This is a genomic window from Jeotgalicoccus sp. FSL K6-3177 (assembly GCF_038050175.1).
Taxonomy (GTDB): Bacteria; Bacillota; Bacilli; order Staphylococcales; family Salinicoccaceae; genus Jeotgalicoccus; species Jeotgalicoccus nanhaiensis.
Map to the genome: position 1 here is coordinate 2235793 of NZ_JBBOSK010000001.1, position 22709 is coordinate 2258501.

Annotated in this window: 21 protein-coding genes and 3 tRNA genes; 2 read left to right on the forward strand and 22 right to left on the reverse strand. The window is 43.2% G+C overall.

The annotated features are described in order from the left end of the window. Positions 1 to 35 precede the first annotated feature (35 nt). Positions 36 to 1247: a NupC/NupG family nucleoside CNT transporter gene (locus MHH58_RS11415; protein WP_135099117.1), complete on the forward strand. Its 1212-nt coding sequence runs from the start codon at positions 36 to 38 to the stop codon at positions 1245 to 1247. A 70-nt stretch (positions 1248 to 1317) separates the two neighbouring features. On the opposite strand, the gene MHH58_RS11420 is transcribed toward MHH58_RS11415, so the two are convergent. The 3 genes from MHH58_RS11420 to MHH58_RS11430 all read right to left on the reverse strand — a co-directional run bounded on the left by MHH58_RS11420 (position 1318) and on the right by MHH58_RS11430 (position 3611). Then, a complete protein-coding gene (locus MHH58_RS11420) occupies positions 1318 to 2187 on the reverse strand; it encodes an IS3 family transposase (RefSeq protein WP_341344834.1) in 870 nt (289 codons plus the stop codon). An 8-nt stretch (positions 2188 to 2195) separates the two neighbouring features. Next, on the reverse strand, positions 2196 to 2729 hold the full coding sequence (locus MHH58_RS11425) for a transposase (RefSeq protein WP_341344835.1): 534 nt from the start codon (positions 2727 to 2729) through the stop codon (positions 2196 to 2198). A 72-nt stretch (positions 2730 to 2801) separates the two neighbouring features. Further along, a complete protein-coding gene (locus tag MHH58_RS11430; protein ID WP_135099119.1) occupies positions 2802 to 3611 on the reverse strand; it encodes a ZIP family metal transporter in 810 nt (269 codons plus the stop codon). A gap of 120 nt (positions 3612 to 3731) precedes the next feature. On the opposite strand from MHH58_RS11430, the gene MHH58_RS11435 reads away from it, so the two are divergent. Then, the gene (locus MHH58_RS11435; RefSeq protein ID WP_135099121.1) at positions 3732 to 5054 is read left to right on the forward strand and encodes a MurT ligase domain-containing protein; all 1323 of its coding nucleotides are present in this window, start codon (positions 3732 to 3734) and stop codon (positions 5052 to 5054) included. A gap of 114 nt (positions 5055 to 5168) precedes the next feature. Here MHH58_RS11435 and MHH58_RS11440 read toward each other — a convergent pair. The 19 genes from MHH58_RS11440 to pth form a co-directional block, all read right to left on the reverse strand. Further along, positions 5169 to 5242 (reverse strand) — tRNA-Ile (locus MHH58_RS11440). 19 nt (positions 5243 to 5261) lie between these two features. Further along, a tRNA-Gly gene (locus MHH58_RS11445) sits at positions 5262 to 5336 on the reverse strand. Positions 5337 to 5365: 29 nt separating this feature from the next. Continuing rightward, positions 5366 to 5441, reverse strand: a tRNA-Val gene (locus MHH58_RS11450). Between the two features lie 322 nt (positions 5442 to 5763). Further along, positions 5764 to 6741 (reverse strand): nuclease-related domain-containing protein, encoded by a 978-nt coding sequence (locus tag MHH58_RS11455; protein WP_341345947.1) that lies wholly within the window; start codon positions 6739 to 6741, stop codon positions 5764 to 5766. Between the two features lie 173 nt (positions 6742 to 6914). Further along, entirely contained in the window at positions 6915 to 8402 is a 1488-nt protein-coding gene (lysS, locus tag MHH58_RS11460; protein WP_135099125.1) for a lysine--tRNA ligase, read from the reverse strand. 44 nt (positions 8403 to 8446) lie between these two features. Continuing rightward, a complete protein-coding gene (gene folK / locus MHH58_RS11465) occupies positions 8447 to 8923 on the reverse strand; it encodes a 2-amino-4-hydroxy-6-hydroxymethyldihydropteridine diphosphokinase (RefSeq protein ID WP_115883867.1) in 477 nt (158 codons plus the stop codon). Next, positions 8914 to 9288, reverse strand: coding sequence for a dihydroneopterin aldolase (gene folB, locus MHH58_RS11470; RefSeq protein WP_135099127.1), 375 nt, complete (start codon positions 9286 to 9288; stop codon positions 8914 to 8916). The genes folK and folB overlap by 10 nt, the downstream gene beginning before the upstream one ends. Next, positions 9281 to 10075, reverse strand: a complete 795-nt coding sequence (folP, locus tag MHH58_RS11475; protein WP_135099129.1) for a dihydropteroate synthase — start codon at positions 10073 to 10075, stop codon at positions 9281 to 9283. Before folP ends, folB begins: the two co-directional genes overlap by 8 nt. 146 nt (positions 10076 to 10221) lie before the next feature. Further along, positions 10222 to 11157 (reverse strand): cysteine synthase A, encoded by a 936-nt coding sequence (gene cysK, locus MHH58_RS11480; RefSeq protein WP_135099131.1) that lies wholly within the window; start codon positions 11155 to 11157, stop codon positions 10222 to 10224. 69 nt (positions 11158 to 11226) lie between these two features. Next, the gene (hslO, locus tag MHH58_RS11485; RefSeq protein WP_135099133.1) at positions 11227 to 12099 is read right to left on the reverse strand and encodes an Hsp33 family molecular chaperone HslO; all 873 of its coding nucleotides are present in this window, start codon (positions 12097 to 12099) and stop codon (positions 11227 to 11229) included. 144 nt (positions 12100 to 12243) lie between these two features. Continuing rightward, positions 12244 to 14331 (reverse strand): ATP-dependent zinc metalloprotease FtsH, encoded by a 2088-nt coding sequence (gene ftsH, locus MHH58_RS11490; protein ID WP_341345948.1) that lies wholly within the window; start codon positions 14329 to 14331, stop codon positions 12244 to 12246. Between the two features lie 72 nt (positions 14332 to 14403). Beyond that, complete coding sequence (gene hpt, locus MHH58_RS11495) at positions 14404 to 14946, reverse strand: hypoxanthine phosphoribosyltransferase (RefSeq protein ID WP_228063490.1); 543 nt, start codon at positions 14944 to 14946, stop codon at positions 14404 to 14406. Further along, positions 14930 to 16189, reverse strand: coding sequence for a tRNA lysidine(34) synthetase TilS (tilS, locus tag MHH58_RS11500; protein ID WP_341345949.1), 1260 nt, complete (start codon positions 16187 to 16189; stop codon positions 14930 to 14932). The genes hpt and tilS overlap by 17 nt, the downstream gene beginning before the upstream one ends. Before the next feature lie 68 nt (positions 16190 to 16257). Further along, positions 16258 to 16638 (reverse strand): S1 domain-containing RNA-binding protein, encoded by a 381-nt coding sequence (locus MHH58_RS11505; RefSeq protein WP_341345950.1) that lies wholly within the window; start codon positions 16636 to 16638, stop codon positions 16258 to 16260. 81 nt (positions 16639 to 16719) lie between these two features. Beyond that, a complete protein-coding gene (locus MHH58_RS11510) occupies positions 16720 to 17109 on the reverse strand; it encodes an FtsB family cell division protein (protein WP_115883857.1) in 390 nt (129 codons plus the stop codon). Between the two features lie 75 nt (positions 17110 to 17184). After that, positions 17185 to 17457 carry an RNA-binding S4 domain-containing protein gene (locus MHH58_RS11515; RefSeq protein ID WP_115883856.1) on the reverse strand — a complete coding sequence of 91 codons (273 nt, stop codon included), beginning with the start codon at positions 17455 to 17457 and terminating at the stop codon, positions 17185 to 17187. Continuing rightward, entirely contained in the window at positions 17444 to 18622 is a 1179-nt protein-coding gene (locus MHH58_RS11520) for a MazG nucleotide pyrophosphohydrolase domain-containing protein (protein WP_341345951.1), read from the reverse strand. The genes MHH58_RS11515 and MHH58_RS11520 overlap by 14 nt, the downstream gene beginning before the upstream one ends. Beyond that, positions 18619 to 22089, reverse strand: coding sequence for a transcription-repair coupling factor (gene mfd / locus MHH58_RS11525; RefSeq protein WP_341346110.1), 3471 nt, complete (start codon positions 22087 to 22089; stop codon positions 18619 to 18621). The genes MHH58_RS11520 and mfd overlap by 4 nt, the downstream gene beginning before the upstream one ends. Further along, positions 22082 to 22654 (reverse strand): aminoacyl-tRNA hydrolase, encoded by a 573-nt coding sequence (gene pth / locus MHH58_RS11530; RefSeq protein WP_341345952.1) that lies wholly within the window; start codon positions 22652 to 22654, stop codon positions 22082 to 22084. The genes mfd and pth overlap by 8 nt, the downstream gene beginning before the upstream one ends. Between the last annotated feature and the right edge of the window lie 55 nt (positions 22655 to 22709).

Genomic DNA, 22709 nt, shown 5'->3' on the forward strand with positions numbered 1-22709 from the left:
AAATTTCATCTATCAATTTTTTGGAGGCTTTCATTATGAGTATTGTAATGGGAATAGTCGGTATACTATTCACCATCTTCCTGGCCTGGATTGCAAGTAGCAACCGCAAACTTGCGTTTAAGCACTGGAAAAACATTTTAGTATTACTTGTGCTGCAACTGCTTGCTGCATTCTTATTCTTGAGCACTACAGGCGGGCAGACGTTTATTCTGTGGCTGGCAAACGCGTTCGATAAATTACTGGGCTTCGCAAGAGAAGGCGGATTATTTGTTTTTGGCGACTTAATGACCAACAGCGAGGGCGAAGCGGTAGATGTATTCTTATTTAACGTTTTAGTGCCTATCATCTTCATTTCTGCGATTATTGGTATTTTATCATTTACGAGAATTCTGCCGTTCGTTATTAAAGGTATCGGTTTCCTTTTGACAAAAATTACAGGTATGCCTTACATAGAGTCGTACAATGGTGCAGCATCAATGATGCTTGGCCAGTCGGAAGTTTTTGTTTCTCTTAAAAACCAGCTACCTAAAATGACGACACAGCGTCTGTATACACTGTCGGCACAGGCAATGAGTTCAATCTCACTGTCAATCGTCGGCGCATTCTTTACAATGCTTGATCCGCAATACGTTATTATTGCTATTGTACTGAATCTGTTCGGAGTTTACATCATCGTGCATATCATCAACCCTTACGAAGAAGAAGTCGTTGACGGCGATGTTGAAATTTCAACAAACCCGGAAAAAGGAAAATCTTTCTTCCAGGTTCTTGGAGACTATATCATCGACGGCGGAAAAATTGTTCTTGTCGTAGGTGCAATGCTTATCGGGTTTATCGCCCTGATTGGTCTGTTAAACAATCTGTTCCTGTTAATTCCGGGTTCTAACTTATCATTCCAGGACATTCTCGGCTATATCTTCATGCCGATAGCATTCATGATGGGTATTCCATGGGCGGAAGCTCAGACTGCCGGTTCACTGATGGCGACAAAACTTATTACAAATGAATTCGTAGCTATTCTGGAATTCGTTCCGCTGGCAGAAACATTATCCGAGAAAACACAGGCAATGCTTTCAGTATTCCTGATATCATTCGCTAACTTCGGAAGTATCGGTATTATTGCCGGTTCTGTAAAAGGTCTTCACAACGAAAGCGGAGACAAAGTGGCGAAATTCGGTCTTAAACTAGTTTACGGTGCAACTCTTGTATCAATCCTGAGTTCTGTAATGATCGGATTCTTCTACTAAAATTTTAAATTATTAATAAAAAAACTCCGGAGGACAAATTGTAGTGAACCCAAAAAGTTGAACTTTTTGATTAAGCGATTTTATTAAAGGTATGTTTCCTGTAATTTACAGGAGACATGCCTTTTAATTTTGTTTTAATTCTATCATTATTATAGAAATCAATATATTGATGAATCGCAGATTCAAGCTCTGTATATGTTATGAACTGTTGTCCATAAAACATTTCCTGTTTAAGCAGCCCAAAGAAGTTCTCCATTGGAGAATTATCTAAGCAGTTTCCTTTTCGAGACATACTTTGAAATGTTTTATTTCTTTTAAGATGTCTCACCCATTTTTTATGCTGGTAGTGCCAACCCTGGTCCGAATGGACGGTCATTCGATAGTCTAATTCTGGTCTTTGTTCAATCAATTCCTCTAAAGGTTTTACAGCGATATCGAGCGTCGGTGCCGGACTGATTCTATAAGACAGTATTTCTCCACTGAAAACATCCATAAACGGTGACAAGTAAAGTTTTTCTCCTGATGCTGAAATATTGAATTGAGTCACGTCGGTCAACACTTTTTGATACGGGCGATCGGTTTTAAATCGGCGAGACAGTTTGTTTTTAGCAATTTTACCGACTGTTCCTTTATAGGATTTATATTGACGATTTCTATGTTTAAACTTTACGCAAAGCAATTGATACTGCCGCATCAAGCGTAGTACTTTCTTGTGATTTACAATGATACCTCTTTTTTTCAACGCCAAGCAGACCCGACGATAACCGTATCTGCGGTGACTTTCAGTCACAATATCCTTGATGGCTTGGACGAGCTCAGTATCTTTATTATTTTCTTCAGGTAAACGGTCATTCCAATACTTAAATACACTTTTAGCGATTTGCGCGGCCTCAAGTAACTCTTTAAGCATATAGAGACCTGTTTCCCTTAACTCTATCATCGCTCTGACTATTTCTTTGTTCGTTTGTCTCGAGCTAAGGATTGTAACTTTTTTTCTAGCGCAATGGCCACCTCAAGTTTACGGTTTTCTACTCTTAAACGTTCCAGTTCTTCACGTTCGGTTTCATTCAAAGTCTCTGATTTATTTCGTTTCTGTTTAGATGGCTGCTTCTTCATCGATTTAGAGGGCCTGCCTTTCGGTTTGTTTTCTAAACCTAGAATACCATATTGATTATATTTACTCTGCCACTGTGCAATGAGAGAGAAATTCGGGATATTAAAGATTTTAGCCGTTTCTCGGTAGGATAACTGATGGTCTAAGCGGTGTTGTAGTACTGTTAACTTAAACGATTTAGAGTAGATAGATTTCGTCATCCCAGCCGTCAGTCCCTGAACACCTTTATCTTTAAACTGCTCGACCCACGTTCTGATTAAGCTACGCTCTATATTATATTTACCCTCTAATAAGTTAAAGCCATCGTCACCCGTCAAATACTCATTAACTATTTTTATCTTTAATTCTATTGAATATCTTTTAGACATAACAAAGCACCCCTAAAGTTGAATTTGGAGTTCAACTTTAGGGGTGCACATCAAATCCTCCGGAGTTTTTTTCTATCCTAAAGCGACATCCAGCACCATCATAATCACAAAACCGATCATAAAGGCAAATACCGCCACATCGGAATGACCATTTTTCTGCGTACTCGGGATAACTTCTTCGACGACGACAAATATCATCGCTCCGGCACCTGCAGCAAGTGCATAAGGCAGCACAGGTTCCATGAAACCGATTAAAAGTACACCAACCAGTGCAGCCATCGGTTCGACAATCGCGGACATCCAGCCCCAGAAAAACGCCCGTCTTCTGCTTGCTCCATCTCCTCTGAGAGGCATGGACACCGCAGTCCCTTCCGGGATATTCTGCAGTCCGATACCGATTGCCAATGTCAATGCGCTCAGCACCATAACCGGATCGTCACTTAAACCTGCTGCACCGAACAAAATACCGATAGACAGCCCTTCCGGGATGTTGTGCAGTGTGAGCGAAGTAATAAGCAGCGTACTGCGTCTCGAAGTTTTATAAGGCAATCCTTCCGCCATGTCATCACCGCGGTGACGGTGAGGTATCAGTTTATCGAATAAGTATATAAACAGCGCTCCGCCGAGAACGCCGACCAAGGCCGGGAACCATTCTCCAATCGGATTATCAGCGCTTGCTTCAATAGCCGGAGCAAGGAGTGACCAGAAGCTCGCCGCTATCATAATACCCCCGGCAAAGCCGAGTGTTATATTTAAAAAGTTTTCACTTACACCTTTTGTCAGGAATACAATTGCTGCACCGAGACCCGTCATGCTCCACGTAAATAAAGTGGCGAGCAACGCCTGCTGCCATGCTTCCAGACTCATAAAGAAATCTAACATGTTTACTCTCCTCAGTGATTAATATTGTTTATTATAACCCTTTTCAAAAAATTATAGTACCTAATAATACGGAATGTTATAATTGATACCCGAAGTCTAAAGTTAAAGGAGCGTATATGAATGTCACTCAAGTCCACTATAGCTAAGAACGCAGGTAAAATTACTCGTTATTTACTGACAAAGTTTACAAACGGAGGCAGCAGTCTGCCCGGTAAAATCGCTCTTTCCATCGATAAAAACCTGCTTCGCAACCTCGCAAAAAATTACGATGTTATCGTGATTACAGGAACAAACGGCAAAACTTTGACGACAACTCTGACAACAAATGTGCTGTCTAAAAAATACAAAAACATAATTACCAATCGTACAGGTTCTAATATGAAGCAGGGCATTGTCGGCGCTTTTCTGAATGCGCCCCGTTCTACAAAAGGTGCCATTGCGGTTCTCGAGGTAGACGAAGGATCTTTAAAAAATGTCGTTTCAGAACTTCAGCCTAAATTATTTGTACATACGAATATCTTCAGCGATCAGCTCGACCGTTACGGCACGACAGGTAAAATATATGACCTGCTGACCGATGCAGCCCGCGAAGTGCCGGATGCAGCTATTATTGCTAACGGTGATCTGCCTCTGTTCAACTCGCAGACCCTGCCTAATCCGCAGAAGTTCTTCGGATTTGACACAGATATCGAATCAGGCGACAAAACTAAAGAAGATGCGCAATGTCCGAAATGCAGCCACACTTTAGAGTACCATCATTACACGTATGCCAACCTCGGTGACTACTACTGCCCGTCATGCGGTTTCAAACGTCCCGAACTCGATTACAAAGTCACAAGTGTACAGGAATTGAATGTTACACATTCAACATTCCAGCTGGATAATGATACGTACACGCTGCACAATGCAGGAATCTACAATATCTACAATGCTCTCGCTGCATACAGCGCCGGCAGATTCTTCGATGTATCACCGCCGGATATTAAAGATGCATTTCTGACGAACGAGCGCGTTTTCGGCCGTCAGGAAGTCATTATCGCCTATGATAAAAAGATTATCCTTAACGTCGTGAAAAACCCTGTCGGACTCAATCAGGTGCTGAATCTTGTTAAACTTGAAAAAGAGCCGTTTACGCTTGTCGCCCTGCTTAACAACCGTCCTGCGGACGGCGTCGATCTGAAATGGCTTGAAGATACAAACTTTGAATCGCTGGCCGATCTCGATATCGAGAAGATTATTACCGGAGGTATCGCAGTTGATACAATGACTGACCGTCTTGTTACAGCTGGCTTCGAAAGAGAAAATATCGATGCGGCAGGCAGCCTTGAGAGTGTAATTAAGTCAATTGAAAATGCACCGACAACACAAATTCATATGCTTGCAACATATACTGCAATGCTTGAAATCCGTAAAGCTCTTATAGAAAAAGGACATATAAAATAGAATTGCCCTTAGCTGCACAAGTTAAACCTGGTGCAGCTTTTTTGTGGAGAATTTACGGATAAAACAAAAAATCACTTTCGGCTGCTATAGCCGAAAGTGATTATCTATTGTAAGTGGGCCTAGGTGGACTCGAACCACCGACCTCACGCTTATCAGGCGTGCGCTCTAACCAACTGAGCTATAGGCCCTTATGTATAAACAAAAAAATGGAGCGGAAGACGGGATTCAAACCCGCGACCCCCACCTTGGCAAGGTGATGTTCTATCACTGAACTACTTCCGCATGTAATAAGTATAAAATTAAGTTTTGAATGGTGGAGAATGACGGGTTCGAACCGCCGACCCTCTGCTTGTAAGGCAGATGCTCTCCCAGCTGAGCTAATTCTCCTGAAGCAGAATCAAACTAATATATATTATATGGATTTTACATGAAAATGTCAATAGATTTTTACAGAAAGTTAATAAAACGCGGTATAGTCAGGAAGATTATTATATACTCCGCAATGATTGTGGCTCATTGCGGAGCAAACGCTCTTTCTCGGGAATGAGGGGGTCTCATTGCGGAGCAAGCGCCTTTTCTCGGGAATGAGGGGGTCTCATTGCGGAGCAAGCGCCTTTTCTCGGGAATGACGGGGTCTCATTGCGGAGCAAACGCCCTTTCTCGGGAATGACAGCATTTCATTGCGGAGCAAGCGGCCAAATCAGGTACTTCACGACTCAATTTTATCCTTATACCGCTGATTCTGTTTTATTTCTGCAATCGGCTCCTCCCAATCATAGTATTTAAAGGTATATGTCGTCTTTTTACCCATCAAATTAATATGACAATGCTTTTTAAGAAAACGATAAACAACATCTTCTGAAATTTGATTGTCAATTAAATGGAGTATCGACTGTTTAGTTATAGGCTGATTGTAAAACAAAAACTTATGATCGCTCATCGCGCGGAGCAGATGTGTTTCGTTGCTCTCGATAGCTCCGCACGATGCGCATGTGAATTGGAAACGTCCCTTTCTCAAGTCAAAGCTTTCGCATTTACCGCAGTATAAACCGCGCTGCAGTCTTGAAAGATCCGCTTTTTCTTCAAAATAAGGATTTTCTGCTATCGCATTTTTAATGTGTCTCACGATACTTTTAGCTTTGTCACTGATACGGTCGTCTTTAAATTGCCTGAAGTAATTTCTCAACTGGTTCCGAATAACTGTTTCGCTCCAAATATGATCGCTTTCGGTAGTTAATCTAAAGTCGTCTCCTGTAAATATTACAGCGCCTTCCACATTAAAATGTAAACCCGCTTCATCTCTCAGCTGAATAATTTTGCCTTTGGCCCGGCTCAGCTGGATATGCGCATTATCTTTCAGCTGTTTACCATTGCGATACCAGGTGTTATTTTCATAATGGTAATCTCCGGAATAGTTTTTAATTTCATTAACTGCTACACGGTCCATGCTGATAACAATACTGTCAAACTGTGTAATCGACTTTCCTGCTTTTAAATACAGATTTCTTAAAATATAAACACTTTCATGTCCAATTTCATCGAATATTTTATCGTACAGGCATTCTCCGTCAAAACCTTTCTGAATGTTATACAAATGACGTCTTTCTTCAAAATCTAATTCCGTTCTCTTTTCCAGCGCTTTATAGTATAAAAATTCCGGTGACATAAGACGCTTGTTTAAAAACATTCCATCTCTTCCTAAAATAAGTTTTCTCTCCTTATATAATAGGCGAAAATAAAAGGTTGTCTCTCAAAAATCCAACGAGATACAAACATAGTAAAACTGCTAAATATTCCGCACAATAAAGCAAAAAAAACACCGCAATCCTGTAGGGAGAGCGGTGTTTCCATAAATATATATTATCTGTCGCGCATCGACGGGAATAACAGAACATCTCTAATAGATGCTGAATCCGTCAACAGCATAACTAAGCGGTCGATACCGATACCGAGTCCGCCTGTTGGCGGCAGACCGTATTCCATTGCTTCCAGATAGTCTTCATCCATTTCATGCGCTTCATCATTTCCTGCGTCGCGTTCTGCAACCTGCGATTCAAATCGTTCTCTCTGATCGATCGGATCATTGAGCTCCGTAAATGCATTCGCGTGTTCGCGGCGGACGATAAACAGCTCGAAACGGTCTGTGAAACGCGGGTCTTCATCGTTTTTCTTAGCCAGCGGAGAAATCTCAACCGGGTGGCCGTAAACGAAAGTCGGCTGCACTAATTCTTCTTCTACTTTCTGTTCGAAGAATTCATTCAGAATGTGGCCGTAAAGCATCTTGTCATCAATTTCCACATTATGCTCTTTAGCCGCCGCTCTCGCTTCTTCGACTGTTGTGATGTCATAGAAGTTTACGCCGGTATATTCATTGACGATATCCACCATATGCACGCGTTTCCACTCAGGCGTTAAGTCGATTTCTTCGCCGTCATATGTCACTTTCATCGTACCGTTTACTTTTTCGGCAATGTAAGCGATCATTTCTTCAGTTAATTTCATAATGTCTTTATAGTCAGCGTATGCCTCATATAATTCCATCATTGTAAATTCAGGATTGTGGCGTGTCGAAACACCTTCGTTTCTGAATACACGGCCGATTTCATACACTTTTTCAATCCCGCCGATAACGAGACGTTTTAAGTGCAGCTCCAGTGCGATGCGCATGAATAAGTCTCTGTCGAGCGCATTATGGTGAGTGATAAACGGACGTGCCTGGGCCCCTCCTGCGATTGAATGCATCATTGGAGTTTCAACTTCCAGGAAACCGATGCTGTCGAGGTAGTTGCGCATTTCCTGAATAATTTTACTGCGTTTAATAAATGTGTCTCTCGAATCCTTGCTCGTAATCAGGTCGAGGTAGCGTTTACGATAGCGTTCTTCAACGTCTTTCAAACCGTGATATTTGTCCGGCAGCGGGCGGAGTGCTTTTGTAAGCAGCGTAAATTCAGTCGGTTTAATCGACAATTCACCAGTGTTTGTTTTAAACATCGGACCTTTAACACCAACAAAATCACCAAGGTCTGCCTGATTCCAGACTTCAAATGCTTCGTCTCCAATCTGGTCTTTTCTGACGTAGATTTGAATTTGTCCGGTAATGTCCTGGACGTGCGCAAAGCCCGCTTTACCTTTCCCGCGCTTAGTCATAATACGGCCGGCAATGGCTGTGACTGATTCATTTTCTTTTTCCGCAAGCTCTTCTTTTGAAAACTCATCCCAGTGGGCAATAAGTTCTTCTGTATATGCTAGACGTTCGAAGCGTTTACCAAAAGGATCCATTCCCTGGTTTTTTAATTGCTGCATTTTTTCGCGGCGGACAGCCAGCTGGTCGTTCAGTTCTTCACTCACTATATTCCACTCCTATATATGTTGTAATAATATTTATATTAAAGTCACTCGGCTGATTGACTTTTATCTAATTTATCTTTAATTTTTTCTACCGTCATATGCAAGGTCGGATGTTCTCTTTTCGGCGCAATCTCGTTCAGCGGATCGATGACGAACGAACGCAAGTGCATTTCCGGGTGGGGCACTTTTAAGTCTGTCAGCTGCAGTTCGAGATCTTCGTAAAGGAGTACATCGATATCGATGCTGCGCGGTCCCCACACTTCGTTTCTGACTCGGCCGAGCTCATGTTCGACTCCAAGCACCGTTTCCAGAAGATCAAGCGGCGTTAAATTCGTGTCCACTTCTATTGCCATGTTCATAAAGTCAGGCTGATCTGTTTTGCCGTAAGGTTTCGTTTCATACTGCGATGAAATTTTCGTTACTTCTATCCCCTGCACTTCGGATAATTTAGCGATTGCATTTTTCAGACTTCCTTCTCTGTCACCGATATTGCTTCCGAGTCCGAGATAAGCTATTGCCATGATGTTTCCCGCTTTCCGTGCAGCGTGATTGCCACGCTGTCATAATTTCCATCTATTGGTGGATTAGGTTTAGTTATAGTTGTTTCTATCTCTATTATTTTATCATACCGGTCAAATAATTCCGTATTGATTTTACCAGCGAGGCGTTCAAGCAGACTCACCGGTTCACCTTTTACAATCTCTTCCACTATATTATATACTTCGCCGTAATGTACAGTAGCAGACAAATCATCTGTCTTAGATGCTGCTGTTAAATCAGTGTGAAGGACAAGATCCGTAATAAAATACTGTCCGAGTACCCGTTCTTCCTGAATGGCACCGTGATACGCGTATATTTTAATTCCATTAATATGAATTTTATCCATTGTAATCACCTTTAAGTTTCATATAGACATCTGCCGCCTGGCGGTTCATTTTCACGTTATGAACTCTGACTGCCTTGACACCCGCGTCAATACCGATAATCGTCGTCGCAAGTGTGCCTGCATCACGATCATCAGCATTTGTTTCTCCGCCAATCAGCTCTTTGACCATACGCTTTCTGCTTGTTGCAAGGAGCACCGGATAACCTTCAGCTGTAAGCCGGTCAAGATTCTGCATCACTTCTATTTCTTCTTCTCTCGATTTAACAAAACCGATGCCCGGGTCAAGCCAGATGTTTTCTTTTTTAACACCGTGTTTTAAAGCGAGTTCAGCGGATTCTTTAAGCTCTCTGATCATATCTTCAGTCACGTTTTTATAAGTGCTGTGGTCATTATTATGCATTAGAAAAATCGGCACATCAAACTCTGCGACTACATCGAGTATTTTTTCATCGTAAATACCCCGCCATTGATCATTAATCATCGTCGCACCCGCTTCCAGTACAGCGCGTGCCACATCGCTTCTGAACGTATCGACTGAAATATCCGCAGTTATTCCTGCTTCTCTGAGCGCCTTCACCACTGGGGCCGTACGTTCAATTTCTTCTTCTGCAGTAATTTCAGTATAGCCCGGACGCGTTGAATATCCGCCGACGTCAATAATATCAGCGCCTTCTTCAACCATTTCCAGAGCGCGCTTCACAGCCGCTTCGACAGAATTGTACTTGCCGCCGTCGCTGAAGGAATCCGGTGTGGTGTTTAAAATACCCATTACTTTCAGTCTTTCCATTAAAATCTACCTCTGCTTTTACATAAATTGAATAGTCATATTATAACATGTTTAAAGATGATTATTCCTTCAAATATTTCCGGGATAAAATATACAGCACACCAAAAAACTCCGCCTGCAGAGCAGACGGAGTTTTTCTATTTAAATTAGTCTTCGAAGTTAAATAATGGTGTTGATAAATATCTTTCGCCATTTGACGGCAGCACAACAACCACGTTTTTACCTTTGCCGAGTTCTTTTGCGACTTTGAGACCCGCTTTAACTGCAGCACCTGAAGAAATACCGCCGAGGATACCTTCTTTTTTAGCAAGTTCTCTCGCTGTATCCATCGATTCTTCATTTTCAATTGCGATAATTTCATCATAGATATCAGTATCTAATGTCTTAGGAATGAATCCTGCACCGATACCCTGGATTTTATGAGGTCCTGGTTCTTTCCCGCTTAAGACCGCTGAATCCGTCGGTTCAACCGCAACAACTTTAACATTTTCGAAGTTTTCTTTCAGTACTTTGCCGGCACCGCTGATTGTTCCGCCCGTACCGATGCCCGAAATAAACGCATCGATTGCAAAGCCTGCTGAATTCGCCTGTTCAACTAATTCTTTACCTGTTGTTTTAGCGTGAATTTCAGGGTTGGCAGGATTCTCAAACTGCTGAGGCATAAAGTAACTGTCTTTTTCTGCAAGTTCCGTTGCTTTTTTAATTGCGCCTTTCATACCGTCTGCTCCCGGAGTCAGAACAAGTTCTGCACCATAGGCACGCAGCAGGTTGCGGCGCTCTTTGCTCATCGTATCAGGCATCACTAAAATTGCTTTATAACCTTTTGATGCCGCTACCATAGCAAGACCGATACCGGTATTTCCGCTCGTCGGTTCAACGATTGTCATGTCAGCAGTTAATTCACCTGTTGCTTCTGCTTTTTCAATCATCGCTAAGGCAATGCGGTCTTTAACCGAACTGCCCGGGTTCATAAACTCTACTTTTACATAAACATCTGCACTGTTTTCATCAGTCAGCTGGTTTAACTTTACCAGCGGTGTATTGCCGATTGCTTCTGAAATGTTATTGAATACGCTGTTCACAAGAAACACTCCTATCCCTAGTTAATAACTATGAATAATATACCATTAAAACCGCCGGCTTTCAAACAATTAGCGGGTGATAAGTTCCTGCAGTTCTTCTTTTGTAATCCATTCTTTGTTGCGGCAGAAATGACAATCCGCTTCCGCGCCGCCATCTTCTTTAATCATCGTCATAATGTCTTTCGGATCCAATGCGCTGATTGCATTAATGAAGCGCTCTTTCGAACAGCTGCATTCAAAGCTGACCGGCATGTTATCAAGCGATCTCCAATTATCTGCACCAATTGCTTCGTCGATGACCTGTTCAGGCGATAAACCTTTTGCAAGCAGTTTAGAGACCGGCGTCATAGTTTTCGCACGCTCATTCAGCCATTCTATTGTTTCATCGCTTGCTGAAGGCAGCACCTGAATCACAAAGCCGCCCGCAGCCTGAATTGTGTTATCAGGATTAACTAAAACACCCAGTGCAACGATTGAAGGCACCTGTTCACTTGCATAGAAGTAGTACGAGAAGTCTTCGCCGAGTTCACCTGAAATTAATTCTACAGAACCGACAAAGTTATCTTTTAGACCGATATCTTTCGCTACACGCAGGTATCCTTCAGTTCCGACAGCACGTCTCACATCAAGTTTGCCCTGGTCGTTTAAGTCAAAGTGCACTTCCGGATTGCCGAGATATCCTCTCACATGTCCGTGTGCATCACTGTCTACTACGATAGCGCCAACCGGTCCGCCGCCTTCGATAGTAATCGTCGCCTTGTCATCGCCTTTAAGCATAGCGCCCATGATGACGCCTGCAGTCATTGAACGGCCAAGTGCCGCTGCTGCTGTCGGCAGTGCACCATGACGGCGTACTGCTTCATTTATAGTTTCTGTCGTATCGACAGCAAATATTCTTACTTCATCATTCAGTCCTAAACCTCTAATTAAATAATCACTCATTATATATTCCTCCAACTGGAAATTCTTTTCATTTTATATGATAAACCAAGTTCACTATCATGCATAATAAATCAAACGTCAAAGATAGTCAATTTCATTGCCTGACGCCATAAAAAAGAGCTGCCGGAAAGGCAGCTCAGTCTTCTATCTGTTGTTTCTTTCATCATTGTTTCTGTCCACTGAAGGATCTTCAGTGTCTCCCTCCGGTTTTGGCGGTTCCACCATATCCGGACGTTCTTCAGGTTCTTCCTGCTTGTTTTCTTCAGCAGTGTCTTCACTGTCCATCTTATCTTTAACTTCTTCATATGAAGCACCAGCTTTATCGTTATCCAGTGAATCGCTGACTGTTTCGTCTTCTTCCGGTTCATTATCGAAACTGCGTTCCGGTAATTTACCGTGGTAGAATAATCCTTCAATTTGTTCTCTGTCGAGAGTTTCAATTTCAAGGAGTGTTTCAGCGATTAAGTTGAGCTGTTCCTGATGTTCAGTCAGTATCTGACGGCAGCGCTCGTATTGTGTCTTCACAATATTTTGCATTTCCTGGTCAATTTCGTAGGCGATGCTGTCTGAATAATTTGCATCATTCGACATTTCTTTACCTAAGAATACCTGACCGTTTGATTCACCGAACTGTATTGGTCCGAGTCTGTCACTCATGCCGTATTCGGTAACCATACTGCGTGCAATGCCTGTCGTTCTCTGGAAGTCATTATGCGCTCCTGTAGAAACTTCACCGAAGGTGATTTCTTCAGAAACACGGCCTCCGAGCAGACCGACGATTTTATCTTCGAGCTCAGGCTTCGTCATGAAGTAACGGTCTTCTTTAGGAAGCATTACCGCATAACCGCCAGCCTGGCCGCGCGGAACGATTGTAACTTTGTGCACTGTCTCCGCATCATCCAGAACCATACCAATAATTGTGTGGCCCGCTTCGTGATAAGCGACTATATTTCGTTCTTTCTTACTCATGACACGGCTCTTCTTAGCCGGCCCTGCAATAACACGGTCTGAAGCTTCGTCTACATCCCGCATATCAATTTTCTTCTTGCCTGAACGGGCAGCAACAAGGGCTGCTTCGTTTAACAGGTTCTCAAGGTCTGCACCCGAGAAGCCTGGCGTACGCTGGGCAAGTGCCGCGAGGTCGACTGTTTCATCCAGAGGCTTATTGCGTGCGTGTACTTTAAGTACCGCTTCACGGCCTTTAACATCTGGACGGCCAACCTGAATCTGTCTGTCAAAACGTCCTGGACGCAAGAGAGCAGGGTCAAGAATGTCAGGACGGTTAGTCGCTGCAATCATAATAACGCCTTCGTTTTCTGCAAATCCATCCATTTCAACAAGCAGCTGGTTAAGTGTCTGCTCACGCTCATCATGGCCGCCGCCGACACCTGCACCGCGCTGACGTCCTACAGCGTCAATCTCATCGATAAAGATAATACAAGGTGCATTTTTCTTAGCGTTTTCAAATAAATCACGTACACGTGAAGCTCCGACCCCGACGAACATCTCGACGAAGTCCGAACCGCTGATTGAGAAGAACGGCACACCTGCTTCACCTGCAACTGCACGTGCGATAAGTGTTTTACCTGTACCTGGAGGCCCCACTAAAAGGACACCTTTAGGAATACGGGCACCAATTCTGTCAAATCTGCGCGGATCTTTTAAGAAGTCTACAACTTCCACAAGTTCGGCTTTTTCTTCATCGGCACCGGCGACATCATCAAAGTGTACATCTGATTTTTTGCCTTTTTCATGAAGCTTCGCTTTACTCTTGCCGAAGTTCATCATTTTGCCGCCGCCTCCACCGCCGCCTTGAGCCTGGCTCATGAGGAAGATGAAGAAGAAGAAAATAAGCAGTAATGGAATGAAAGTAATCAGCATACTCGTCCAAGGGCTCGGTTCTTCTTCCGGCGCTACTGTTAATGACAGACCATCCTGACTGCGGGCTGTATCCGTAATCTGATCCAGATCATCAACACTGTTATATGGAACTACAGAAGTAAATGACTCCTGTTCGTTCTGGTCGGCTAACCGACCTGTAATTAAATAAACATTATTCTCTGGCTGAATCGTTAATTCAGCAACTTCTCCGGCTTCCAGCGCATCTAAGAACTCGTTATACTGCAGCTCTTCTTCTGCTTGGCCGGCGCCGTTAAAGCGTTGGAAAATACCAAACATAACAACTGTTAGAATGGCGATAAGTAATATGTTACGGCCAGTATTTTTCGGCATCCGTAATCCTCCATTTCTAATGCATTACAAAAAATAGTAACAAAAATATCCTTTAACTTCCACTCATATGATTTAACTGTAAAATTCAGGTTTTAATAATCCGATATACGGAAGATTGCGGTACTGCTGCTCAAAATCAAGTCCGTATCCGACGACGAAACCATCCGGAATTTTAGTGCCGATGTATTTCACTTCGACATTCAGTTTTCTTTCAGGAACCGGTTTGTCGAGCAGCGTCACAATTTCAATCGATGCGGCTTTTCTGTACGTTAAAAATTCAATGATAGAGTTTAAAGTTGTGCCTGTCTCTACGATGTCTTCGACGATAATAATATGTCTGCCTTCCACTGATGTAGACAAGTCTTTCAGAATTTTAACTTCACCTGTTGATTTAGTGCCGACATAGCTCGAAACATCCATAAAATCAATTTCCATATGTGTATCGATATGTTTAATTAAGTCTGCCATAAACATAATAGAACCTTTCAGGAGACCTACAAACACAGGAGCCTTGCCTTCGTAATCTTTAGTAATGCGCTCGCCGAGACGCTGGTTGATTGCTTCTATATCATCAACCGATAACACAATCTCGCTTATATCATTTTGAATTGTCATTATTAAACTCCTTCGTAATCTTTAATAGTCTGTTTTCAGATGGTTCAATTATATTACAAATTGTTCCAACTGCAATAATAATACCGTGTGAATTGACTGCGACAGGCATTTTCAGCCGTTCGCCGGCCGGAACTTTTTTATCGATAAACAGCCGGCTGACTTTTTTTGTACCTACATTCTTAATATGTACTCTGTCGCCGTCAGCTTTTATCCGTAACGTCAGCGGCAGTTCCGACGCCGGCAGATTCACAGATACATGATAATCATTATAAATAAACTCGCCGTTATCCTCAATAGATAAACAGGAATCCGCCGGCAGTTCTTTCACCGGCGCCGCGCGGAAATATTCATATTCGATATGAACCGCGCTGCTCCCCGCATCGAATACACTTTGCGCCGTCTTCGACTGCAGCAGGTTATCGAGCGTTTCCAGAGCCGGCCTGCCGAGACGCACAGACACGCTGTTCAGCAGTACAGTAAGAATATATCTCCTGATAATGCTGCTGTGCTCTAAATATTTGCTCCGCGGCAGCCTGCCGCTGTACCTGCTGACGAATTGTTCCGCATAATCATAAGCGAAATCACTGAGCTCATTTATATCTTCACGGACGTAAGACAGCTGTTCTATATCAAGTGCAGCTGCTTGTTTTATTTCCGGAATAATGTGATGTCTCACATAGTTTCGTGTATAGTCATCAGCTGCATTGCTCGCATCTTCAAAATAGATCACCTTATTGAATGTCTGGTAAGACTGAATCTGCTCTTTCGTTACCTCTCTAAAGGGGCGGACAATCGTGTAAGCCCCTTTATCCTTTATATCCGGAATCCCGAGATTTCCATAAAGATGACGCCCGGTCAAAAGCTGCTGCAGCACCGTTTCATACTGATCATCTTTGTGATGCCCCATCAGCAGGTGCTGAATATTTAATTCTTTCATTACAGCGTCGAAAAATTCATATCGTTTGATCCTGCCCTCACCTTGAGAAAAACCCTCCGTAAAGTTCAGTACTGCAATTTCTGAACGGATACCGTCCTCGCGTGTCATCTTTTCTATATATTCCGCTTCTTCTTTTGATGCCGTTCTCACATTATGATTGACATGCAGGACAGTGAGCGTTTTGTATGTATGTTTATATTCCCGGGTCAGAAGATGATACAGCACCATGGAATCTATGCCGCCGGACAAGGCCAGAGCGATATTGTCATCCGGGTTCCATGCAGTATTGATTGTCAAGCTCATCATTCACCGTCTCCCCACTCTCAATAAATAAGAAAAAGGCTAGAGCGAATTGCTCCGGCCTCTTAATATAATTATTTACGTCCTCTTCCGCCGCGGCGCGATTCTGCTTGTCTTTTAATTGTAGACATTCTTTCTTCACTGTCTTTTAAGAAACCTGATAATTTCTTCTCAAAGTCTTCCGGAGACGGTGTTTTTGCACGCGGTTTCGGTTTTGGTTTATCCTGTGCTTTTTTAATAGATAAGCTTATCTTTTTATCGTCACCTATCATTAGCACTTTAACTTCGATTTCGTCACCGACTTTTAAATGTTCGTTGATGTCCTCTACGTACTTATCAGCTACTTCACTGATGTGAACTAACCCTGTTTTTCCGCCTGGCAACTGAACAAACGCACCAAATGGTTTGATTCCTGTAACTTTGCCGATAACTTTACTGCCCGCTTCAACTGACATGTTTATTTAATATCCTCCCAAAATCATTATACATTCCTATATTACCATTAAATAAAAGAATAATCATTATATAAGCAATGATTATTCTTCAGCCTGCTCCTGTTCTTCTCCCTCTTGATCCGGCAGGTTAAATATCAATTCCCCTTCTTCGGATAAAAAGAACTCGCTGCGTGCGATACGCAGGATGTAATTATCATCATTAAGCTGCCTGATCTGCTGTTCGAGATCGGAATGCTGCTTGTTTTTATCTTCCAGCACTTCAGTCGTTGCCAGTACTTCACTGTACAGTTCTTCATTTGCCTGTTTCTGATTGAATGCAACGAGCAGAAGTACGATGGCAATCCCGAGAAGAATACTTCCAAAAAACATAGTACGGCGGCGTGAAACACGCGATTCACTCGCTAACCGCTTCTTTTCGCTATCCCGTTTTTTCGTATAGTTATTCAGGAGTCTGACTACCTTATTGCTCATCTTGTCACATCCAATCTTTATCTTGTATTCACTATCTATTATATACAAGATACAGGAAAAATACGTGACAATCTATTAAAAATCTGATTCTTTTTCAATTTTCTCTTCATTTAGAACTTTATACATCCGGTCTGTTTCATCTTTTTTCGCTTTCTCGTTCAGTTCCAGTATTTCATACGTCACAATACTGCGGCCAAAACGGATTTTAAGCGTATCCCCCACTGCAAGTGCTGTACTTGCTTTGGCGGGCCGCCCGTTTACTTCAATGCGCCCTTCGCTGCTGATTTCCTTTGCAAGCGTGCGGCGTTTAATGATTCTTGATACTTTTAGAAATTTATCGAGTCTCATAATCATCATCCTCTGTAATAATGTCATGCAGCGGTATATCTTTGTGAATTGTTTCTTTCATCCACTTCAGCATCGCCTCAGCATATTCTTTTTCATGCTTCACTTTCGGCTTCTTGCCTTCCGCTTCTTTAGCTTTCGTCCAGACTTTATTTAAGTCATCCATATTTTCAACTGTTTCATCGCTGAAGACATGCGGGTGACGGTGCACTACTTTTTTATTCAGCGAAGCAAGTATGTCATAAAAGTCAAAGTAGCCGTCTTTCTTGCCGATGGCGGCATGAAGTGCTACCTGCAGAAGAATATCTCCAAGTTCTTCAACCAGACCGTCATCGTCTTCTTTCTCAATGGCTTCAATAACTTCATATGACTCCTCAAGCAAATACCGTTCAAGCGATGTATGAGTCTGCACCTTATCCCACGGACAGCCGTCTTCACCGACGAGTTTGTCAAAAATGTTAATCATATGCCCGAGCGACTTGTTATCGTACTGTTCCCCGGCCGCTCTCGGCACAAACATGCACAGGAGATTGGAGTCCGGCACATGAAAGTCTATCTCTGCAATTGTGCTCTCGATAATTTTTTCATCGATACTGCCGGCCTTGTCCACTAGAAATACCGGAGCATCATAATTATAATACTCGAGCAGCGTGACCTTCACCTCGCTGACAGACAGCTGATCGTAGACCTGGGTAATGAGTGTATGTTTTCTGTAATCAAGGTCCTGTACATCGAGCGCCGTCCCGTCCAGCAGCTGGAAGTTTTCATTCACCGGTATTTTAAGCGCTGTAATCACATCATCGATAAAACTCTGTCCGCCTGCAAGCTCCACATGGACTATGCCAGTTTTACCGGCCTCCAAAAGACGTTCCGTCGTTGTTTCATAGACCATCGGATGACCCGGCACTGCGTAGAGTACATCTTCTGCTTCAGCTGCTTTCAGCAGGGTGTTTGTAATGCGTTCGTAGGTGTCTTCGAAAGTATCATTTTGTTCATAGTAAGAATCAAAGCTTATAACTTCGGACCCTTCATCCTCCAGCATCTTTACTGCGGGATGGTCCAGCGTGCGCACATATATTTTCCCGGCGGCTTTCAGCTCTTTGTAAACGCCGAGCGGCATCTTATCGGTGTCCGATGTGCCGAGCCCGATAATTCTTATCGTGTTCATCTGACTGCCTCCATTCTGCTGTCCTGTATTGCGCTCATAATATTAACGAGTTCCTTAATATTTTTAGAACGGATCGTTAAACGGATTTCCCCGTCTTTAACTGAAATTTTCAATATTCTGCTGTAATCCTGTGTATCCTGGAACAGTTTTTCGCCGCTGATTTCTTCCGTCGCGGCTTTTGAAACGTTCAGATAATAATGCCGCGCATCTTCCGACACTTTGTAAATACCGAACATAAGCGCGTAAACCTTCACTTTTACGAGTTCGATTAAATTCACGACTTCTTCAGGGTATTCACCGAAACGGTCAATAAGCTCATCTTCAATATCCTGGATATCCGCCAGTGAATTCGCTTTTCTTAAACGCTTGTAAATATCTATTTTCGACTGTTCATGGGTAATGTAAGTCGCCGGAATATAGGCATCCGCTTCAATATTAATCGGAATATTGACCGGTTCTTCTTCCTGTTCAATCCCCTGTTTTTCCTGGACTGCACTTTCAAGCATGTCGCTGTACATCTCATAACCAACCGAATCGATAAATCCTGACTGGTTCTTACCGAGCAGGTTACCGGCGCCGCGGATATTCAAATCGCGCATAGCAATCTTAAAACCGCTGCCGAGTTCTGTATATTCCTTAATGGCTTCGAGACGTTTTTCCGCCACTTCCGTCAGCACTTTATTCGGCTGATGGAAGAGATATGCATAGCTGATTCTGTTGCTACGGCCGACCCGGCCGCGCAACTGGTACAGCTGGCTTAAGCCGAAGCGGTCGGCATCTTCAATAATCAGCGTATTGGCATTCGGCACATCCACACCGGTTTCAATAATCGTCGTTGTGACTAAAACATCAAATTCACCATTGACGAAATCGAGCATCGTTTCTTCGATCTGCTTCTCCGTCATCTTGGCATGCATAACACCGACCGATGCATCCGGCACCAGCATTTCAACGTGCGCCTGCTTGTTATAAATTGTGTCGACTCTGTTGTGCAGATAAAACACCTGGCCACCTCTCGCAAGTTCCCGTTCAATTGCTTCCTTAACAAAATTCCCGTTATATTCCAAAACATAAGTCTGCACCGGAAACCTGTTTTCAGGCGGCGTTTCTATTACTGATAAATCCCGAACGCCCGTCAGACTCATATGGAGAGTTCTCGGAATCGGCGTCGCCGTTAAAGTCAGCACATCGACATTATTTTTCATCTGTTTAATTGCTTCTTTGTGTTTGACGCCGAAACGCTGTTCTTCATCGACAATTAAAAGGCCGAGATCTTTATACTCAATCGATTTGCCGAGTATTTTGTGCGTGCCGACAACGATATCAATGCGGCCTTCTTTTAAGCCCTCTGCTGTTTCACGGTTTTCCTTTGCCGTCCTGAAGCGCGACATCATCGCAACATTGACAGGATAATCTTCAATCCGCTCAATCAGACTTTCGAAGTGCTGGGCGGCAAGTATCGTCGTCGGCACTAAAAATGCCACCTGTTTGCCATCCTGCACCGCTTTAAAAGCAGCTCTGATTGCGACTTCAGTTTTACCGTAGCCGACATCGCCGCATAAGAGGCGGTCCATCGGTTTCGGATCTTCCATATCCTTCTTAATCTCATGCACGCTTGCCAGCTGATCCGGCGTCGGTTCATACGGGAAGCGCGCTTCAAACGCTTCCTGCATTTCGGTGTCCGGACTGAACTGGAAACCTTTCGACTGTGCACGTTCCTGATACAGCCTGATTAATTCTTCAGCAATATCGTTGACGTTCGCTTCAACTTTGGCTTTCGTTTTTTTCCATTCCACGCCGCCAAGTTTATGCATTTTAGGCGAACCGTCGTCACTCGCAACATACTTTTGCACGAGATCCATCTGGTCCACCGGCACGTAAAGCTGATCAGTCCCTTTGTACTGCAGTTTCATATAATCACTGTGAATACCGCCGACCTGCAGCGTTTCTATGCCGAGATACCGTCCGACCCCGTGATGCACGTGGACAATGTAGTCCCCGACATTTAATTCCTGGTAGGATTTAATCTTTTCAGCATTAGATATTTTCTGTTTACGCTTTTTGCGCTTTTGAACTTTATTGTACAGTTCTTTCGATGTTAAAATCGCAGCGCTCATATACGGCAGAATAAATCCTGTCGCCATGCTGCCTGTAGTCAGTACTATTCCCGAATCTTCAGGGATATCGTTAATAAAGCTCGGTATCTTTAAGTCTTCCAGCAGCTGTTTCGTCTTATTCAGTTCATCTTCATCGCGCAGTATAATGTTGACTAAATAATCGTTGTCCAGCATGCCGTTTAAATTCGATGCGAGAATATCATACTGGCCATAATAGATTTCCGTCGGTTTAACAGAGATTTTAATCATTTCACCGATAGCGACAGGCATGCTCTTCATAAATAAATTAAAATATGTCACGCCTTTAATATTTAACAGACGCTCGTACTGACCCTCCAGATAATTAGCTGCCCCGGTGAACATCTGTCCCGCTTCCATCACTGAAGCGAAATAGTTATGCACTGCTTCAAACTCCGCATCATAAGAAGTTTTCACGGCATTGACGTCATCGACGAACACCCGGTGAGCGGGCGTTAAATAGTCAAGCAGCGATTTATCGTGATCTTCCAAAAGATGCGCAAACTGCGCAAGGTGGTTCACCAGCTGATCCGGATGCGTCACAACATCATAATATTCCTCCAGAGCTTCTTTCGTTACACCTTCAAGCCCCTCAGCGGTCTGTTCGTATAATTCATCAATTTTACCGAGCAGCTCTTCGCGCTCGCTCGCCTCAACAATATACTCTGCATATGGTTCCAGCGTAATGCTGTCGATATTCTGAAGAGACCGCTGTGTTTCAGGGTCAATCAGACGGAGCGAATCAATTTCATCATCGAAAAGTTCCAGGCGGAGAAAAGAGTCATGCATGTAAATATCAAAGATATCGCCGCGGACCGCAAATTCACCAAAGTTCTGAGCCTGATTCATGCGCTTATATCCCAGGCTGACGAGGAATTCTATCAGCTCATCGTAATTTACCGTGCCGCCGAGCTGCAGCGTTCTTTCATAAGACAGCAGCTTGTCTTTTGGCATCAGCGGTTTTAAAAGCCCGTGTACAGGTACGATAAAGAGCCCTGGTTTCTCATGAGCAAGTGCATATAATGCAGTCATTCTTGCTTTCATAAAATCAGGGCTTTGCTTTGATAAACTTTCAATCATAATATCGCCGACAGGGAATGTATATACATTGTCCATAACGTCCATCATACTGTTGGCGAGCTTCTCCATGTGATGGTTGTTTTCAACAAAAACGACTTGAGGTTCCGCTGAATTCTGTGTCAGTTCTTTCAGCAGGACCGGTTTAAAGTCATCATTTACACCTGTGACGAGCAGATTTTTATCACTCTTGTAATTTAAAATGCCTTTGACGCGTTCATCGTTTAGTATTCTAGCGCTTATTTTTTTATGCATTGACATCACCATTATACTTGTTCATCACGTCTAAAAACGGTGCCGTAACAAAACTCCGGCAGGCTTCACTGGATACATCGAGCACCTTGTCCAGTATTTTCGAGTCCGCTTCAGAGAATTTACCGAGCACATAGTTCGTTACCGGCATACCTGCGGGCGGCCGCTCAATACCGAGACGGATACGATTATATTTTTCACTTCCGAAATGCTGCGTCAGTGACTTGATGCCGTTATGCCCGCCGCCGCTTCCTTTTTGACGCAGACGGATCCGGCCAAGCGGCAAGTCCAGATCATCGTAAATAACGACGATATCTTCAAGTTCAATATTGTAGTAATCAATGAGCGGACGCACACCTTCACCTGATAAATTCATAAAAGTCTGCGGCTTAACGAGCATCACTTTTTCTCCGTTTAATAAACCTGTGCCGTAATGACATTTAAACTTCGTTTTATCAAGATCGATGTTAGTATCACTGCTCAATCTGTCTATCGCCATGAATCCGATATTGTGACGTGTCTTTTCATATTTTGGACCCGGATTTCCGAGACCGATAAAACATTTCATTCCATCACCTCATCAACGTTAAAAAAGGCGATGGAAAGTCCACCGCCGTTGTTAT

Coding starts and splice junctions, on each gene's coding strand:
- MHH58_RS11415 (WP_135099117.1), top strand. CDS start 36: ATGAGTATTGTAATGGGAATAGTCGGTATACTATTCACCATCTTCCTG.
- MHH58_RS11420 (WP_341344834.1), bottom strand. CDS start 2,187: ATGATAGAGTTAAGGGAAACAGGTCTCTATATGCTTAAAGAGTTACTT.
- MHH58_RS11425 (WP_341344835.1), bottom strand. CDS start 2,729: ATGTCTAAAAGATATTCAATAGAATTAAAGATAAAAATAGTTAATGAG.
- MHH58_RS11430 (WP_135099119.1), bottom strand. CDS start 3,611: ATGTTAGATTTCTTTATGAGTCTGGAAGCATGGCAGCAGGCGTTGCTC.
- MHH58_RS11435 (WP_135099121.1), top strand. CDS start 3,732: ATGTCACTCAAGTCCACTATAGCTAAGAACGCAGGTAAAATTACTCGT.
- MHH58_RS11455 (WP_341345947.1), bottom strand. CDS start 6,741: ATGTTTTTAAACAAGCGTCTTATGTCACCGGAATTTTTATACTATAAA.
- folK (WP_115883867.1), bottom strand. CDS start 8,923: ATGGCAATAGCTTATCTCGGACTCGGAAGCAATATCGGTGACAGAGAA.
- folB (WP_135099127.1), bottom strand. CDS start 9,288: ATGGATAAAATTCATATTAATGGAATTAAAATATACGCGTATCACGGT.
- folP (WP_135099129.1), bottom strand. CDS start 10,075: ATGGAAAGACTGAAAGTAATGGGTATTTTAAACACCACACCGGATTCC.
- hslO (WP_135099133.1), bottom strand. CDS start 12,099: ATGAGTGATTATTTAATTAGAGGTTTAGGACTGAATGATGAAGTAAGA.
- ftsH (WP_341345948.1), bottom strand. CDS start 14,331: ATGCCGAAAAATACTGGCCGTAACATATTACTTATCGCCATTCTAACA.
- hpt (WP_228063490.1), bottom strand. CDS start 14,946: ATGACAATTCAAAATGATATAAGCGAGATTGTGTTATCGGTTGATGAT.
- tilS (WP_341345949.1), bottom strand. CDS start 16,189: ATGATGAGCTTGACAATCAATACTGCATGGAACCCGGATGACAATATC.
- MHH58_RS11505 (WP_341345950.1), bottom strand. CDS start 16,638: ATGTCAGTTGAAGCGGGCAGTAAAGTTATCGGCAAAGTTACAGGAATC.
- MHH58_RS11510 (WP_115883857.1), bottom strand. CDS start 17,109: ATGAGCAATAAGGTAGTCAGACTCCTGAATAACTATACGAAAAAACGG.
- MHH58_RS11515 (WP_115883856.1), bottom strand. CDS start 17,457: ATGAGACTCGATAAATTTCTAAAAGTATCAAGAATCATTAAACGCCGC.
- MHH58_RS11520 (WP_341345951.1), bottom strand. CDS start 18,622: ATGAACACGATAAGAATTATCGGGCTCGGCACATCGGACACCGATAAG.
- mfd (WP_341346110.1), bottom strand. CDS start 22,089: ATGCATAAAAAAATAAGCGCTAGAATACTAAACGATGAACGCGTCAAA.
- pth (WP_341345952.1), bottom strand. CDS start 22,654: ATGAAATGTTTTATCGGTCTCGGAAATCCGGGTCCAAAATATGAAAAG.